Raw genomic sequence first — 18672 nt, forward strand, 5'->3', positions numbered from 1 at the left:
AAATTGAGTGTCACGAGTAACTTTTTTAGTTTAGGGGGCAACTCCTTGTTAGCTGTTAAAATCATGAGTGAAGTGAATGTCCGCTTTAGTCAGCAATTAGGGATTAAGCAGCTATTTGAGCATGCCAGCATTCGCCGTTTAGCAACTTATATTACGCAAACAACCCCAGCCGATGGCAATATGCAGATCATCCCAGTAGAACGCAATATAAAAGCGTTCGCGTTATCATACGCCCAGCAGAGGCTTTGGTTCATTGAGCAGTTAGTTGCCCAGCAAAGTTCTCAATTTAATATGCCAATGGCCGTGCGTATACGCGGTGATTTAGATATTGCAGTACTGAAACAATCCCTTGATGCCGTACTTGCTCGACATGAAGTATTGCGGTCCGTTTATCGGCAGGACTCTGCAGGAAAACCACAACAAATTGTATTGTCGGAGTCTTCAGTCATATTACCAGTGGTAAAGATCACCGGCAGTGAACAAGAAAAGATCAACATGGCAAACATTCAAGTTGCAAAACAAGCAAAGCAGCCTTTTAATTTAACTCAAGATTCTATGCTTAGAGCCCAGTTAATACAGCTAGAATCAAATGATCATGTCTTATCTTTGGTTGTTCATCATATTGCATCTGATGGCTGGTCTCTTTCTATTTTGTTACAAGACTTGATTACGTACTATGATGCGATTAGTGGTTCTTATACACCAAACATTGCCCCCTTACCTGTTCAATATATTGACTATGCAAATTGGCAAAGAAATTACTTAAAAGGAGATAAGCTTGAAAATGGACTGGATTTTTGGTTAGCGCATTTAGATGGCGCTCCACCATTGCATAGCATTCCTTTAGATCAAGGCCGAGAGCAAGGGGAGTTTAGTGGTGCGCGGGTTGATGGCACTTTAGTATTATCGCAATTCGAGCAGTTAAAAAAAATAGCTCATCAACAAAGCTGTACGGTATTTATGTTGTTGCAAACTGCATTTGCAGTGACTGTGGGGCGCTTTAGTAATGAGCAAGATGTGGTTATGGGGATGCCGGCGGTGAACCGCAATCATAAATCATGTCACAATTTAATAGGGTTATTTTTAAATACATTGGTTATTCGCACGCAGTATGACGGTTCTGAACGCTTTATTGAACTGCTGCAACGTATGAAACGCACTCATATGGATATTCATACTCATAGCGACGTGCCATTTGAATTATTAGTTGAGCATTTAAACCCAGATAGATCATTAACCCATGCACCCGTTTTTCAGCTGTTTATTAACATGGGGAATAACGAGAGTGTACCAAGCTCACAATCAGAGCTCAGGGTCAGTGGGTTTGGTGAGCAACATGAATTAGACAGTAAATATGATATTACTTTGTATTTAAGAGAGTCAACATCTGGGCTTAAGTATGTATTTGCCTACAACGCGGCGCTATTTAGTGACGATACAATTAAGTCATTGGCTCAAGAGTTTCATGCATTGCTTTTGCAAGTTGCGGCCCAACCAGAATTGACTATTGCCCAATTTAACTGGTCACAAGCGGCAGGTGTGTGCCGTGTTATTCAAAAAGAAGCAATGCCAACAAATACCATTCATGCGTTGTTTGAACAAGGGTTGACTCAGCATACAAGGTTACCTGAGCTTATCACAAGTGAGCAACGCGTGAGTTTTGAGCAACTGAATAAAAAAGCAAACATTCTGGCACATTACCTTATTAATGAGAAGTCAGTGTCAAAAGGACAAACGATAGGTATTTATTGTCAACGCAGTGCATTACGGATAGTCGCCATGTTAGCTACTCTTAAAGCAGGAGCAACTTTGGTGCCAATGTCTACTGAGCTTCCTATTGCACGGCTACAGTTGCAGGCTGAAGATGCAAATATTGTCCTGTTACTACATGATGGTAGCTTGCTTTCGTCATGTTTTAGCCAATCAAAATTTAATCTGGCAGAACCATCTCATACTCGGCGATTGAATGACAGTTGCAGCGATAACCCAAATATAAACATAACGGGTGATGATATCGCTCATATTATTTATACATCAGGCTCGACAGGCAAACCTAAGGGTGTACGCGGTACACATAGATCCGCTGTAAATCGGGTACATTGGATGCTGACACGCTTTCCTATGTCGGTGGATGAAGTGTCAGTCATGATGACTTCGATGGCATTTATTCGTGGCATGTGGGAGTTTTATACCGCGTTGGCTGCAATGCGCCCTGTTGTTTTGCTAAGGCGTGAGCAGGTCAAAGATGCAAATTTATTTGTTAATGCAATTGGACAGTTCAATATTTCTCGTATTGTGACGACCCCTTCTCATTTACACAGTTTAGTTAATGCATCATCAAAGTATAAATCCGTATTATCAAACCTGAGATATTGGTTTATCAGTGGCGAAGCTTTGACGCTCGATCTTGCATTGGAGTCTACACAATGGCTGACTAATGTTGATTTTTATAATCTATATGGTTCAACGGAAGTCATGTCTGATGTGCTCTATAGTAATGTGCGTGACGATGTCGCCAATGGCAGAATTTCGCTCGGTACAGCTATCACAAATAACCGAGTTTTCTTAGTTGATAAACAAAATCAGCCTGTTCCTGTAGGTGCGGTGGGAGAGCTGCTTGTTGTGGGTGAAAACGTAGCTGCAGGGTACTTAAATCGTCCAGAGCACAGTGCCACTGTATTTACGCGTTATTTAGGCGAACAGGCTTATCGCACCGGTGACTTAGGAAAGCACTCGGTTGACGGCAGCATGACTTACCTTGGTCGGAAAGATAACCAGGTAAAAATCCGAGGTTATCGGATTGAAGTGAACGAAATTTCACAAGCGCTACGCCAAGCGCCGGATGTAATGGACGCAATAGTGTTAGCGAAACACGACCAACAAGGGCACATTCAGTTGGTTGCGTATTTAAATATTGGTGACCACGTATTGAGTACGCAACGCATCGATGAAATAAAATTAAATTTAATTGATACCTTACCAGAATATATGGTCCCAGCATATTTTGTGACGGTGACAAAATGGCCATTATCAGTTAATGGCAAATTACAGCATAGCGCATTGCCTGAACCAAGTTATCAAAGTGGCGCTAGTCATGCTGTGCCAAGTAACGTTATTGAAGAAAAATTACTCGTTATTTGGCAGGAGCTACTGAACGTTGTAGAGATCAGTACGACGGATAACTTCTTTTCGTTGGGAGGGCATTCATTATTAGCAACCCGTTTAGTGAGCCAAATAGATGCTGTATTTGGGCGAACAATAGCGCTAAAAGCGGTATTTGAAAATAACAACATTCAGCAGTTGGCGCGCTATATTGAAGCCCACGTTGAGTCACTTTCACATGAATACACCCAAGTGTCAAAAGGTGAAGTGATCCCGTTAAGTTATGCGCAGCAGCGATTATGGTTCGTGGAACAGGTCAGTCCGAGTAATCAATATAATATGCCGTTGGCGTTTAAGGTTAAAGGTGCGTTTGACTTAGAGGTTGCTACTCAAGTGCTCAATTATTTGGTTCAGCGTCATAATATCTTACAGACGCGATATAAGTTCGATGGTCAAAATGCGTATCAAGAGGTGTGTCGTGATTTTCAAATAGACATTGGCATTTCAGACCTCAGCTGCTTTGAAGGGGATGAGAAACAGGCAAGTATTAATAGACAACTGAATGATTTTTACCAAGCTATATTTAAGTTGGATGAACGGCCTCCATTTAATATTCATTTTATTAATGTCGCCCCGCACGATGGTATATTGCTCTTTAATCTCCATCATATCGCAGCTGATGCTTGGTCATTGGGGATTCTCATGCGTGAGTTTGTTCAATGTTATGATTCGTTTAAAATTGGCGGAACGCCTGAATTACCTGCGCTGACAATTCAATATAGCGATTTTGCATACCATCAACGGCAACGTTTGAACGATAACTATTTATCAGAACAGCTGGCGTTTTGGCGGTCTCAATTGCAAGATGTACCGAGTATTCACAGCTTGCCACTGGATAGAGCGCGTCCAGAAAATCGCAAGCAGTTAGGTGCTGTGTTTACCTCAAAGCTGCCCTCAGAGTTGGTGTTAAAATTACAAAATGTTGCACAACAACATGAAGTATCTATGTACATGTTACTTCATGCGTCTTTGGCATTGTTAGTTAGTAAGCTGAGCAATCAGCAAGACATTGTTATTGGATGTCCTATTGCAAATCGCACTGATGTAAAAACAGAGTCGTTGATTGGTTTATTTGTTAATACGCTAATATTGCGTACGCAGGTTCAACATCGCTGTTTTGATGATTTTCTAAGTCATGTGCGAGAGGTGAACTTGAACGCTCACGCGCACCAAGATGTCCCTTTTGAGCAACTTGTTGATCAATGCAAAGTGCTGCGTACTGCCAGTCACACACCCTTGGTCCAAATAGTGTTAAATATGAATAACCTTGGTCAAGAAGTGAAACAAATAGAGGGCATAGCGTTTTCTCCGTTGGAAGACACTGAGGTCGTTGCTAAAACGGACCTTAATTTAGGCGTTATGTTTGCGCCCGGGCACATAAGTATTAATTGGACGTATGATGTTGCATTGTTCGATGAAAGTACAATTAATAAGTTTTCAATTTACTTTAGTCGGATTTTGGATCAGGTCGTTAAAAAACCTGACGTTAAGCTAAGTGATATTAGCTTATTGGACTATGCAGAGCGCGAAGCTTTAATGGCACGCAGTTGTGGAAAATTATCGAAACCACAACAATTTAGTCAAATCCATCATATGTTGGAATATCAAGCAGAACAGAGCCCACAAGCTATTGCACTGGTATGCGATGAAGCTCGTTATAGCTATCAAGCGCTCAACCATGCTGTGAATCAACTTTCACACTACTTATTAAACCTAGGATTGCCAACACAGAGTGCAGTAGGGGTTTGTATGGAGCGCAGCAGTGATATGGTTATAGCAATGTATGCGATTGCCAAAGCTGGTTTGATATTTACCCCATTGGATCCAGAGCAGCCAGCAGGCCGTAGAGCCTTTATTATTAATAACACTAAACTTAAGTTGGTTTTGAGTCATGAGCAATTTGAATCGGTGCTCAGCCAAGAAGGTATAGAAGCGATAAGCTATCTTGATGCCCAAGAAACGCATCAGGCAGTGACGCAGTATGAGATAACTAACCCTATCCTCAACGAACAGATTACGAATCTAGCTTATATTATGTACACATCTGGATCCAGTGGTGAGCCAAAAGGTGTCCAGATTGAGCATCAGCAAATCATAGCATCAACACAAAGTCGTTTAGAGGCTTACCGTGAACCTGCCGGGCGGTTTCTATCATTGTCTTCTATTTACTTCGATTCCTGCTTGTTGGGGATTTTTGGCGTGATAGCCCAAGGCGGAGAGCTGCATATTGTTAAGGATAGTGACGTCGTGGATATTTCGACCATCTATGGTTACCTCATGGAGCATGATATTACGCATTTAGCGATTTTGCCGACAATGTACCGTTCATTGTTACAGTATGCCAACTTATTCGCGAGTGCTCCGAGTTGCTTAGGCACAGTGATCACCGGTGGTGAAGGTGTTGAACGTGATTTACAACAGCTGCATTTCAATAGTGACTGGAGCAAAGCGGCTCGTTTTTACAATGAATATGGGCCGACAGAAGCAACGGTTTGGAGTAGTTACTATGAAATTGATGCTGATGACCAATATCGAGTGGCTCCAATCGGTCGTGCAGCTGGGCATGTGAATCTCTATGTACTTGACCAGAGTGGACATTTAGTGCCACAAGGGTGCGAAGGTGAGTTGTATATTGGTGGTCAAGGGTTAGCCAGAGGTTATGTAAACAATGCAAGCTTAACCACTGCAAGCTTTATTGAGTCGTCATTGTTTACGGGCCATCAAGAGCGTTTATATAAAACTGGCGACATTGTACGTTATAACAACCGTGGCAATTTAGAATTTATTGGCCGAAAAGATAATCAGGTGAAAATTCGTGGTTATCGTGTTGAGCTCAATGAAATTGAGCAGCAGATCCAACACCATCCAGATGTGCTTGATTGTGTGGCGAAGGTATGGGAAGCGCCAGAAGGCAGTAAAATCCTCATAGCGTATGTGTGTGTGCGAGATGGTCAAACGGTTAGTACGCTTATTTCTCAGATAAAGTCACAACTTTTGCGGACATTACCTGCTTATATGCAGCCTAACGCCATCACTGACATCGCGCATATTCCAGTTAACCGTAATGGCAAAGTGGATAGACAAGCCTTACCCAAACCAAACTTGGCAACATTGGTTGGTGAGTACATAGCACCTGACAATAATACTCAAATAGAAGTTGCTAGAATTTGGGCCGAATTATTGCACCTAAATGCCGAGGAAATCAGTGTTACTGCTGAGTTTTTCGAACTAGGGGGGCATTCATTATTGGCCGTGCAAGTTGTTACCAAAATTAACGAAACCTTCCACATTGACTTGTCTATAAAAGCAATTTTCAATGCGCCGGTACTTCGTGATTTAGCTCATCAAATTGATGAGCAGCTTAAATTCGATGACGACGAGTTAGCATCGGCAGAAGCTGAATTAGCAGATATGACCGATGAAGAAATAGAAAAGCTATATCAAGAGCTTTGTGACGAATAAGACAAAGGACTAAATCGCGTAATTACGCAGGTTCGGTGAATAACAAAAGTAGGTATAATAAAAATGGATATTGACAACACACCTTTATTGACAGAGAAAAACCGAAAACGAGCAGAGCTAGTTAAAAAGTTGGCACAGAAAAAACGCCAGCAAAAGTTGGCTAATAAACAGCGGAAAATAGCCCGACGTCCAGAAGAGGTCGACACGCTCCCTCTATCATTTGCTCAAAAGCGATTGTGGTTTTTAGATAAGCTCTCGGATCAGGGTTCTGAGTATAACATTTCCGGTGGTTTTACTATTACTGGCAATTTTGATCTCGCGATTGCAGAAACGGCACTTGAACAAATTATTCGTCGTCACGAAGTGTTGAGAACCGTCTATAGCGAATCTGATATCGGCCCAGTCCAGCGTGTGAAAGCAGACGCTAAATTTACGATTAAAATACTCGATCACAGCCAAATCAATGAGGTTGACCAAGTTAATTTAGTCGAGGAATTAACCCATCAAGAATGCTCTAAGCCATTTGATTTAAGATGTGACCTTATGATTCGGGCTAGTTATATCTCTTTGCCGAGGCAAGGAGGTCAAGCACATGGTGTATTACTTTTTAGTATGCATCATATTGCGTCTGATGGCTGGTCAATGGAGATAGTAACACGAGAATTTGTAGCTGAATATCAAGCGCTTGTTAATCAAGTGGAGGCATCCGTTACTGAGCCTGAAATCCAATATGGTGATTTTTCTTTGTGGCAACAAGAGCATTTGGATGAGCATGCATTACAGCAGCAAGTTAAATTTTGGCAATGTCAATTAGAAGATGTACCGGCTGTGCATAATCTCCCTCTAGACAATCCTAGGCCGGAGTTTAAAAACTTCCAAGGTGAGCGGTTATTGCGAACTCTTGATTCTGCCTTCAGTTCAAAAGCACTTGCCTTTGCAAAGCGTCAAGGGCTGACGCCATTTATGTTAGTGCATGCGGTGCTTACATTGGTTATGAGTCGCTGTAGTAACCAATCTGAATTTATCATCGGTATGCCAGCAGCAAATCGTATGAAATCGGAGTTGCAAAATGTTGTTGGTTTTTTCGTTAACACGCTTGTATTAAAAGCGAGTATCAGCGCTGATAGTATTGATGCGTTCCTAGAGCATATTAAAACGGTGAATTTAGATGCACAATCTAACCAAGATGTCCCTTTTGAACAAGTTGTAGAGCACTGTGTAACGTCAAGAAGTGGTCAGTACACTCCGTTGTTTCAAATACTCTTGAGTACCAGTAATGGTGACTCGCCAAGATTATCGTTGCCTGGTATTCACCTTGCAGCAGTTGAGCGTAAAGATGTGGTCGCAAAATTTGATATAGACATAAATGTGACGCTCAATGATAAAGGCGGACAAATCAATTGGGTCTACAATAGTGAGATTTTTAACTCAGACACGATTACTCAATTTGCCGAGTATATGGAATGTGCATGGGCTTCTTTACTCACCTGCATCGATACTAGCCAATCATTAAGTCAGATAAATATGTTGAGTGACGTGCAGCTTGCATCGATAGTAAAGGCACCCGAACAGCTTTGTGAAATACACCCACTAAGTGATCAGGTTCACCTTCATTTTAGTGCTTTGGCCCAACGCTTAGCGTCTGAAACAGCTGTAGTGACACCGAGTAAAACGATAAATTATGAACAACTAGAACATATTGCAACTTGCATGGCTTTGCATTTGCAAGAACTTGGCGTCAAAAGCGGAGACGTAGTTGCTGTCATGATGGCAAGGGATGAGTATTTGATCGCAAGTATACTGGGTATAATGAAGCTGGGCGCTGCATATTTACCAGTGTCACCAACCCTACCAGAGACGCGGCTTAAATATATTATTGAAGATGCAGGCGTATCATTAGTGGTCACTTCAGAGCCTTTTGATCTTAAGTTAAGTGATGGCGCTTACGTGAGATCTCTGTGTGTTGATGAGGTATGTTATAGGGAGATACTAAGTCACTACGTGACACAAGGGTTTGTTCCTAATTATGAACAAAGCGACCAAATGGCGTGTTATGTCATTTATACCTCTGGTTCCACAGGCAACCCTAAAGGCGTCGAGATCTCACATCGCAGTGCACTGCAGTTTGGGTTATACATGGGGGAGCGATTTGGAATAAGTACATGCAGTAAGATATTACAGTTTGCAACAATCAGTTTTGACGCCTTTATTATGGAGTGGCAATGGGCATTGTTAAATGGGGGAACTTTGTATTTTTGCACGGAGCAAAGTAAAACTGAGCCAATGCTACTTGCCAAATTTATTCAACAGCAGCAAATCACACATACTTTACTCCCACCGGCATTTTTGCGTCATTTGCCTAGGCATGACGATTATCACTTTGAGGCATTATTGGTTGGGGGGGAAGCGTGTGATGAAAGTTTATCGAATCAATGGGCAAAGCACTATCCGATGTACAATGCATATGGACCCACGGAGTCTACGGTTTGCGCGAGTATTGCTAAGTTATGTCCTCAGCAAGCCATTACAATAGGCAAACCTATTGATAAAACACACATGTATGTATTGAGTCCAGATGGACAACTATTACCACCAGGCTTTATTGGAGAATTAGTCATTGCGGGTGAAGGACTTGCGTTGGGTTATTTAAATAACCCCGAACTCACTCAGCAGCGCTTTGTGGAAAGTCCACTTGGTCTAGGAACATGGTATTTTACTGGTGATATTGTTCGCCAAAATATACAAGGCGAATTTGAGTACTTGGGACGAAGTGATGATCAGGTGAGTATCAAAGGCTTTCGCGTTGAATTAGGGGAAATAAAACAGAAGTTACTTGCAAATAGTGGTGTTACGGCTGCTGAAGTAATCGTTAAATCACCTTCTGCAGGACAAAAGAAGTTACTTGCTTATATCATTGCAAATAAAACAGCCGGCCTGTCGAGCAACGAACTTATACAGTCTTTAAAACGTGCCCTGAAATCGCAATTACCAGATTATATGATCCCCGCAGGGTTTGCAGTATTAGAAGCATATCCAATGACAAATAGTGGAAAAATTGATAAGCAGGCATTGCCTGAAATCGATGTGTTGACTTATCAAGAGACATATCAAGCCCCAAGTAACGCGCAAGAAGAAGTATTGACGGGGATTTATGCTCAGTTACTTGGCTTACCAAAAGATAAACTCAGTGTAACCAGTAATTTTTTTGAGCTTGGGGGAGACTCAATTTTGTCAATACAGTTAGTATCACGAGCTGCTAGAGCAGGATTACACTTTTCAGTTAAACAGTTATTTTCACATCAAACAATACAAGCATTGGCGGTGCACTTATCGACGACAAAAACACACCACGTGTCACAACAGGCAAGTGAAGGACAATTACCATTGTTGCCGATTCATCAGACGTTCTTTGCTGATAAGACTGATTTACACCACTTTAACCAAGCGGTGATGCTAGGATGTCATACTCCCCTGACGATGGGGTTCTTAACGCAAGTGATAGCAACACTGGTTGCGCAGCACGATGCGCTGCGCTTACATTTTAAACAAGACGGTGAAAAATGGTATGGGGAGTTTAGTGCGTTATCCGAGTTCGATATTGATCAAGTGTTGAGCCAAATTGACGTTAATGACTTTTCGCATATTCCAGATTTAGTACAAGAGATACAACAAAGTTTAGATATTACAGCTGGGCCTCTATTTCGGTTGGTATTGTTTCGTCAATCAAATCAACAGCGGCTCTTTATTGTGTGCCATCATCTAATTATTGATGGTGTTTCGTGGCGGATATTATTAGAAGACTTTGAACATTGCTTGACGCAAGCTAACTTAACCGATGTGCAGACCGAGTTATCACTGGGTTTAAAAACAAATTCATATCAGCAGTGGTGTGAATACTTAAATCGTTGGCCTAATGCAGCCTCAAGAGATGAAGAGATTGCATACTGGCGCTCGAGTCTCACGCATGATGTGCCTACTTACAGTGAAGCAAAGCAAGCGCAAGCTTTTATCAGTGCTGAGTATGTGGGTACTTTACAATTTGCATTAAGTCAAAGTATTACAGAGCAATTGCTGCAAAAAGCGAATATACCTTATCGCACGCAAATAAACGAACTATTGTTAGCAGCGCTAGTACGTGGTTTTAGTCTCTGGTCTGGGCATTCGAATTTGCGCCTTGATTTAGAAGGTCATGGTCGAGAAGAGCTGAGTAGTGACTACGATTTAAGCCGTACGCTTGGTTGGTTCACAACAACGTTCCCACTGACTTTAAAGGCATCGAACGATAGTTTAGAAGCATTAATTTGTACAGTCAAAGAGCAATATAGAGCGATACCAAATAAAGGAATTGGCTTTGGCTTGTTACGTGAAGCAGGGCACCTTATAGAGGCGGAAAGTGTTCATTCAGAAGTTGTATTTAACTATTTAGGCCAGTTTAAGCAGGTAATTAATGATACTTCGACATTATTCGGTGTTGAAGAAGGAACTGGGCAAGCGATAAGTGCGAAGAGAAAGCTGATACATGGGCTAAATTTCAACGGTAAAATTCTTGCTGAGCAATTGCAATTCACTTTAAGCTACGACAAGAAAAACTATGACCGTTCAGCATTAGAGCGGTTGAATCAACTGATTGTTACGAGCCTTGAAGAAATTGTTGCTCACTGTTGTGAGCTTGGTATAGGAGTATTCACTCCATCAGATTTTCCTCTCGCAATTTTAGCGCCTGATGAAGTTAAGTGTTGGACGCGAGATATAACAGTACAAGATATTTACGCCGCAACACCTATGCAAGAGGGAATGTTATTTCACAGTAATTTAGAGCGTTCTGCTTATGCTAATCAGCTAGTAATGGACATTGAAGGTGAGGTCGATTTAATTCATCTACGAGCGGCATGGCAAGCAATAATTGATAGATACGACATTTTTCGCACAGGTTTCATGGCATCTGAATTAGGAGCGATGAACCAAGTGGTGTCTCCCCAGGTAATATTGCCATGGCAAGAGTTAGATTTGAGCAATTTAGATGATGCTGAACAGCAAACACTCATGAATCAAATGCGCTCAGAAGATAAGGTTGCTGGATTTAATTTAGCGCAACCACCCCTCGTTAGGGTCACTGTATGGCACTTAGGCGTTAATCATTATCGATTACTTTGGACCCAGCATCATGCTCTTATTGATGGTTGGTGCTCCGGTATTGTTTTTTCTGAACTCATGGCGATTTATCAAGCTATAAGCTGTGATGTAGAACCTAAGTTACCCCGAGTTACGCCATACAAGCACTATATAAAATGGTTACAAAGTAAAGATTACGCAAAAGCAGAGCAATTTTGGCAAGCTCAAGTAGGCTCCATATCGCAGCGGAGTGTCCTGCCATTTTCTCGTAGGTTAGAAAAAGCGCCAGAGGTAGCCAGAGAGTATTTGGTCTTGTCGCAATCACAAACTGAGGCTTTAACACATTTAGCAAAGCAAACGAGAACAACGTTAAATGTTGTACTTCAGGCTGCGTGGGCTATTTTGCTTAGCCGTGCAAACCGCACTGAAACGGTGACGTTTGGTACGACGGTTTCAGGGCGCCCCGCGGACTTAGAAGGAGTCGAGTCTATGGTTGGGTTGTTTATTAATACGATTCCAGCGGTCGTTACTGTTGATGGCAAGGCAAGCGTCTGTGAATTGCTTACTCAGCTCCAACAAGGTTATATCGACAGAGATGAATTTAGTTATTATCCGTTATCGAAAATACAAAAATTATCACAGGAACATACTCAGCAAGGTTTATTTGATAGCTTATTTGTTTTTGAAAATTATCCTAGATCATTGACTGAACCTGAGGGTAAAAAATCACAAGGTTTGCAAGTTAAAAATATAGAGTCTCAGCAAGGTAATAATTTTCCTTTGTCTCTAATTGCATCGCACAGCGACGTGCTTAAGGTGAAGCTTGAGTACCATAGTAACTATTACTCTCAATACGGTATTGAGCAGTTAAGTACTGCTTTGTCTGAAATATTACAAGCAATGGCCGTGGGCTCTGATGAGCCTGTCGCTGAACTGTGCTGGCTATCACCGGCGCAGAAGGAGGTACTACTGACTCGCAGTGGTTATGACCGGCAAACATCTATGTTGCCTAGTTTTGTCGAGACAGTTAATCAGCAGATAGCGGCTCACCCTTGTTTGGAAGCGGTATTTTGTGATGGACAAAGTACGACGTATCGTCAGCTGAATGACACGGCTAACGATATTGCTCATTTGTTGACTACCAATGGAATCGTGAAAGGAAGTAAAGTTGGTATATGCCTTGAAAAAAGCACCTACTTTTTGGCGACGATACTTGCGACTTTTAGAGTTGGAGCTGCATTTGTACCATTGGAAAAAGCGTGGCCAGTTCAGCGAATAGAATACATCGCTAATGATGCTAAACTCTGTGTGATTGTAACTGACAGAAGTACGGCAAATAGCCCCACAGAGTCAATTAAAGCGGTACATTTAGGAGAGCTACGTCAACAAGAACATACTTATGACATGATACCATCAGAAAGTGATACAGCCTATATCATTTACACTTCAGGGACCACTGGTAATCCCAAAGGTGTCGCTGTGAGTCATGGAAATATAAGTCATTATGTTCAAGGTATTTTATCGCGTCATTATATTAATGAGCATGCAAAATACGCCATGTTAACTTCCTTTGCCACAGATTTGGGCTACACCAGTTTATTTTTGTCGCTGGCCACTGCCGGCAGCTTAGATATTACCAGTGATGAGTTAATAAAAAGTGGTGAAGCGTTTACGAGTCACATTAATACTCGAGGTATTAATGTTTTAAAAACTACGCCAAGTCTACTCGCAGCTTTGTTAGTACATTATGAAGGAGAATTAGTTTCTCTATCTCATGTATTTGTTGGCGGAGAAACCATACAGGCAGATGCGCAACGCGCGATTTCAGACCTTGTGGGTAAAGGTATCACGGTCATCAATCATTATGGCCCAACTGAAACAACAATTGGCGCATGTACTTACACAATTGCAAATGCACAAGCAGCACCTATCCCGATAGGTAGGCCAATTGCAGGCATGCAGGCCTGTGTTGTTGATGAGGATGGCCATTTAGTTCCAGATGGTATTGTCGGTGAACTTTTTTTATCGGGAGTAGGTGTTAGCCAAGGTTATATAGCACAACCGACATTAACAAAAGCGGTGTTTACACCCGATCCATTTGCAACATCATCATTGGCACGTCGTTATGCAACGGGTGATTTAGTGTATAGGAATGAAGCCGGTGAATTGGTGTACATCGGACGCAAAGATAATCAAGTGAAGGTACGAGGGTTTCGAGTTGAATTGGAGGAGGTAGAATCGACATTATTACGTTCGTCAAATGTCGATGTGGCTGTTGCTTTGCTAAATGCAGAAGGAAGTTTAGTCGCCTATGTCAAACTTCGAGAGAATACTGATAATAACAAGCGACAACTTGAATTAACTCAGTTGTTGCACCAATGGCTACCAGAGCATATGGTGCCAAGTTTTATCGTACCAATAGAAGAGGTACCTCTAAAAGCGAATGGCAAAATTGATAAAGGGGCGCTACCTAGCATTCAAAAGAATGAAAAAAGGCAGTTAGCTGAAACTCAACTAGAGCAACAAATAGCACAGATATGGGCTCAATATCTGGGATGTGATGCTAAAACGATAGGAACAAATGATAACTTTTATGAATTGGGGGGAGATTCACTAAAAATGATTTTGGTGATTGGCCAGTTTAAAAAGGTAGGCATCAAAATAACAGCGCAGCAGATGGCGAAAATAGACACAATTGCGGGGGTGGTTTCTTTACTAGAAGCACACAGTGAACCTCAGCTTCCAGGATCTGTTGTGACATTGAGCCAGACGGCAAATGAAATCATTTTTGCCGTGCACCCTTACGGTGGACGTGTTGATAATTATCGTCAACTGGCTGAACAATTACACCCAGATTACCAATTACTCGGGTTACAAGCACCTTATAATTACTCATCAGACTATCGTTTTAATTCTGCGCAGCAACTCGCTGAGCTATATGTACAACATATCCTGCAAACCCAAAAGCAAGGACCATATAGAATAATTGGCTGGTCGGCTGGAGGGACACTCGCTCATTTAATTGCATCGTTGTTACAGGAACGAGGAGAACATGTCGCATACCTTGGTTTACTTGATGCGGCCCCTGTGGGGGTAGCACGGTCAGTAAAAACAGACAAGGAATATTTACTGAATAGTGCGCGTTATGTTGATAGAGGAATAGCCAGTAAGCTAGGCGATGCAAATGAGTATGCCTATGACGAACTCATGGCTGCTATTACAGAGTCTGTTTTCACAAATCTACCAGATTTTCCAATGACACGCACCGAACTTAATGCTGCTTTACAATTTGGTGTTGATTTAGGTCGAGGTTTAGCGATGGCTCCGGCAATCAGTAAATCGTTAGATGCAGAAGTAGCCGTATTTAAAGCGATGAACACAGACAAAGAACAACTCTGTAACAGCAAAGTCGCGACTGCCTTTTCAAACAAAGCGCGCATTTTCGAGTTTGACGCTACACACGCAAGTTTATTAGAGGGTAAGACAGTAGTAGAAATTACTAATGTGATAAAACGTAGTCTTAGGCACGAAAAGAATAAAATTGAAGGAGTAATAAAGTGATGTTAGAGACAAAGCCACTTCCTGAGGTACATAATCGTAAGATCTTATTAGAGGTTGACACGTCAGGTATGAAATCTGTCGACTGGGCCGCTGAGTATAAGGCACAGATTAATCAATTATTGGATGAACACGGTATTTTATTAATACGAGGATTGAAAGTCGTTAGTAGCAAACAGTTTGGTCAATTACTAAGCACTTTGTTTGATAGCGAACTTGCATCTTATCAATACCGATCGACACCAAGGACTGAGCTGAGGGGAAATGTTTATACGGCAACGGAATATCATCATGATGAGGTTATCCCACAACATAATGAATGCTCTTACGCTAACAAGTGGCCTTCAAAGCTAGGCTTTTTCTGTATGCTGCCGGCGCCAGAAGGGGGCGCAACTCCGCTCGCTGATAGTCGTGCTGTTTATGACAAAATTCCCGAATCTATTCGATCACAATTCGAAGCTAAAAAGATAATGTACGTTCGTAACTATAGTGATATTGATTTACCTTGGACGGAAGTATTTCAAACAGATAAAAAAGAAGATGTCGAAAAGTTTTGCAATGAGAATGGATTTGAATTTGAGTGGCGTGGTGATGAACTAAGAACCAAACAAGTTAATCAATCAGCTATTGAGCATCCATTGCATGGCTTTAAAGTATGGTTCAATCAAGCACATTTATTTCATGTATCTAGCTTAGATCCTGAAACGAAACAAAGCTTTTTATCTATGTTTGGAAATGAAGGGCTACCGAGAAATACGTATTTTGGTGATGGTACAGAGATCCCCGAAAAGGACTTGGCTAAAATTCGTGAAATCTATGATCAGGAAATGTTTCATTTCTCTTGGCTAAAAGGGGATGTTTTATTAGTAGACAATTTACGTTTTACTCATGGACGTCAACCTTATGAAGGTGCGAGAAAAGTACTCGTCGGTATGGCGTAAATCAAGGAGACCATAATGGAATGTACTATAACAGAACAACCGCAGGTAGAGACGTTTATCAAGATGTCGGTGTCAAGTCTTTCTGGCAAGGGAGTGACCAGCCCCATTTTTATCTCAGGACTTAATATAGAAGATCCAGCTGAATGGGCTTCAACACATCGTCAAACTATTTTAACCGAACTAGAGCAGCATGCAGCGTTGGTTTTTAGAGGGTTTAATCTCGATACACCAGAGCAGTTTGAGGCGTTTTCAGCGGCAATTTGCCCTGATTTGTACGGTAACTATGGCGATCTTCCAAAAAAAGAAGTTGGTAATAAAATATATAAGTCCACACCGTACCCTAACAACATGAAGATACTTTTCCATAATGAAAGTTCAAACACCGGAATATGGCCGACGAAGCAATTCTTCTTTTGCGAGCAGCCCGCCGAATGTGGAGGTTGTACACCCTTGGTTGATTGCCGTGCGATGTATCAAGCGTTGCCAAAGGCAATACAGCAGGACTTTGCGGATAAAGGGCTACGATACATCAGAAACTTCTCTGAAGGGTTCGATGTTAGTTGGCAAGATTACTTTAAAACTAGCAGCATAGATGAAGTAAAGTCGATATGTGATCGCTTTGGTCTAACTGTTAGCCTTGAAGAGGGAGGCACAATTCGTACCGAGTATAATACGCAAGGGTTGTTGGCGTTACCAACTGGAGAGTATAGCTTTTTTAATCAAGTTCAGTTACACCATCCTTTTTGCCTTGAACCACAAGTTAAAGCCGTTTTAGTAGAGCTATTAGGCATGGATAGGTTACCCAGAAATGTCACATTTGGTGATGGTACTAATATTTCAGATGAACAAATGCAACAAATTGCAGCTTCATATGAAGCCTGTGCAGTGCGTTTTGACTGGCAAAAAGGCGATGTAGTAATGGTAGATAATAGGGTGATTGCGCATGGTAGAGATGAATTTTCAGGTACTAGAAAAGTTGTAGTAGCGATGGCAGATATGGTCAATATTAGTGGTCATAAAAGTGGAATCTAGCGTGTAACTAAGTCTGCATGATTTGATATGAAGTGGGCGTGTGATTATCAAGATTGTTCTCGGATAATGCTCAAAAGTAAAAAGTTTCAATGTAACATTTAAGTGTGATTGATTGCTTAAATGTTAACTTGAAATTAATTGTATTAACATGTTAATCTGGTCGGAAAGTGTTCAATTGAAATAGTAAAATAAGCCAGATGTATTAGAAGAAAGTTTCAATTGGACGATAAAAAGATGAAAGGTAGGTTGGCTGATTGTATCAGAGTATGACACTGTACTCCGATGGATACGCGCCGCTCTTTATATAAAATTGCGCCAATAACTTGATGTAATATCTCACTTTTACAGTTGTTCAAGTTTACCTTGGTGAATTAACTACATAGTTTGGATAAGGTAGGCAAGTAAATGACAGGTTTGAATAGTCTCGAAGGATACGACAAGCATCTATATGGCTATGTTGTGACTGAAATTTTTTCATTATGTTTTAAGTATCAGATATTTGAACAATTGGTACTAGCGCCTGGTTCTTCTGCAGAGCAATTAGCAAAACAGCAATCATTGGAACCCGAAGCATTACAGCGCATGTTGTTAACACTTCAATCTCTCAATATCTTGAATGAACAAAATGATGGTTTTGCTATTACAACGTATTATCAGCCGTATTTTGAAAAAGGAAATATACGTTACTTGGGTAATTTTACTCAATTTGTTTGTGATCAAGGAAGACAAGCAATACATAAATTAGAGGGGTTACTCACGCATCAGAGCGCTCCTGAATCCCCTTATGATGATATTTATAATGGTGATAAAAGTTACAGTTTCGCGGCTGCAATGTGGGAGTTGAGTCACTGCTCTGGCAAACCTCTAGTTTCATTTTTACCTGAGAAGTTAGGTTCAGTTGTGGATGTTGGTGGCGGTGCTGGGGCTATGGCGAGCATGCTCATTACGGCAAAGAAAGCCAGTACTGTGACGATTTTTGACCTTCCAGAAGTCGCTCCTGAGTTTAAAAAGTATTGCGATAAAACGGTGGAGTTTCATCATATCAAGTTTAAAAGTGGTAACTTTTTTGAAGATCCTTTACCACAAGGAAATAACTACATGCTGAGTAATGTTTTATCGAATTGGAACGACGCTTCGGCTATCACCATTTTATCAAAAATTAAAATATCGTTATCTAAATTAAAGCAGGGCAAGGTGTTTATCTTAGAGCGACTCTTTGACGTAAAGGGAAGTGATTACTCAACGGCAGTTATGCATTTAAACATGATGTTGCATACAGAAGGTGGTCATCGCAGCTTTGCACAGTATGAATCTCTCTTGCTTCAAGCTGGTTTCTCTCATATTGAGTTAATAGAAACGGGCACTGACAGGCACATAATAATCGGTAGTTTATAAATAAATATAA

5 protein-coding genes are annotated in these 18672 nt (G+C 41.3%); all 5 read left to right on the forward strand.

All coding sequences use genetic code 11. The features are described from left to right. Window positions 1–3: 3 nt before the first annotated feature. Complete coding sequence (locus J8M01_RS22760; RefSeq protein WP_282100543.1) at window positions 4–6624, forward strand: non-ribosomal peptide synthetase; 6621 nt, start codon at window positions 4–6, stop codon at window positions 6622–6624. 63 nt (window positions 6625–6687) lie between these two features. Then, complete coding sequence (locus J8M01_RS22765; RefSeq protein WP_211059449.1) at window positions 6688–15297, forward strand: non-ribosomal peptide synthetase; 8610 nt, start codon at window positions 6688–6690, stop codon at window positions 15295–15297. After that, on the forward strand, window positions 15297–16235 hold the full coding sequence (locus J8M01_RS22770) for a TauD/TfdA family dioxygenase (RefSeq protein WP_211051882.1): 939 nt from the start codon (window positions 15297–15299) through the stop codon (window positions 16233–16235). The genes J8M01_RS22765 and J8M01_RS22770 overlap by 1 nt, the downstream gene beginning before the upstream one ends. 15 nt (window positions 16236–16250) lie before the next feature. Next, window positions 16251–17267, forward strand: coding sequence for a TauD/TfdA family dioxygenase (locus J8M01_RS22775; protein ID WP_211051883.1), 1017 nt, complete (start codon window positions 16251–16253; stop codon window positions 17265–17267). Between the two features lie 405 nt (window positions 17268–17672). Continuing rightward, window positions 17673–18662 (forward strand): methyltransferase, encoded by a 990-nt coding sequence (locus J8M01_RS22780; RefSeq protein ID WP_211051884.1) that lies wholly within the window; start codon window positions 17673–17675, stop codon window positions 18660–18662. Window positions 18663–18672: the final 10 nt, after the last annotated feature.

Origin of the sequence: Pseudoalteromonas sp. MMG005, from assembly GCF_018101015.1 — a bacterium.
Taxonomy (GTDB): Bacteria; Pseudomonadota; Gammaproteobacteria; order Enterobacterales; family Alteromonadaceae; genus Pseudoalteromonas; species Pseudoalteromonas aurantia.

Bases quoted from the DNA above. Each gene is read 5' to 3' on its own strand.
- J8M01_RS22780 (WP_211051884.1), top strand. From the start codon at position 17,673: ATGACAGGTTTGAATAGTCTCGAAGGATACGACAAGCATCTATATGGC.
- J8M01_RS22770 (WP_211051882.1), top strand. From the start codon at position 15,297: ATGTTAGAGACAAAGCCACTTCCTGAGGTACATAATCGTAAGATCTTA.
- J8M01_RS22775 (WP_211051883.1), top strand. From the start codon at position 16,251: ATGGAATGTACTATAACAGAACAACCGCAGGTAGAGACGTTTATCAAG.
- J8M01_RS22765 (WP_211059449.1), top strand. From the start codon at position 6,688: ATGGATATTGACAACACACCTTTATTGACAGAGAAAAACCGAAAACGA.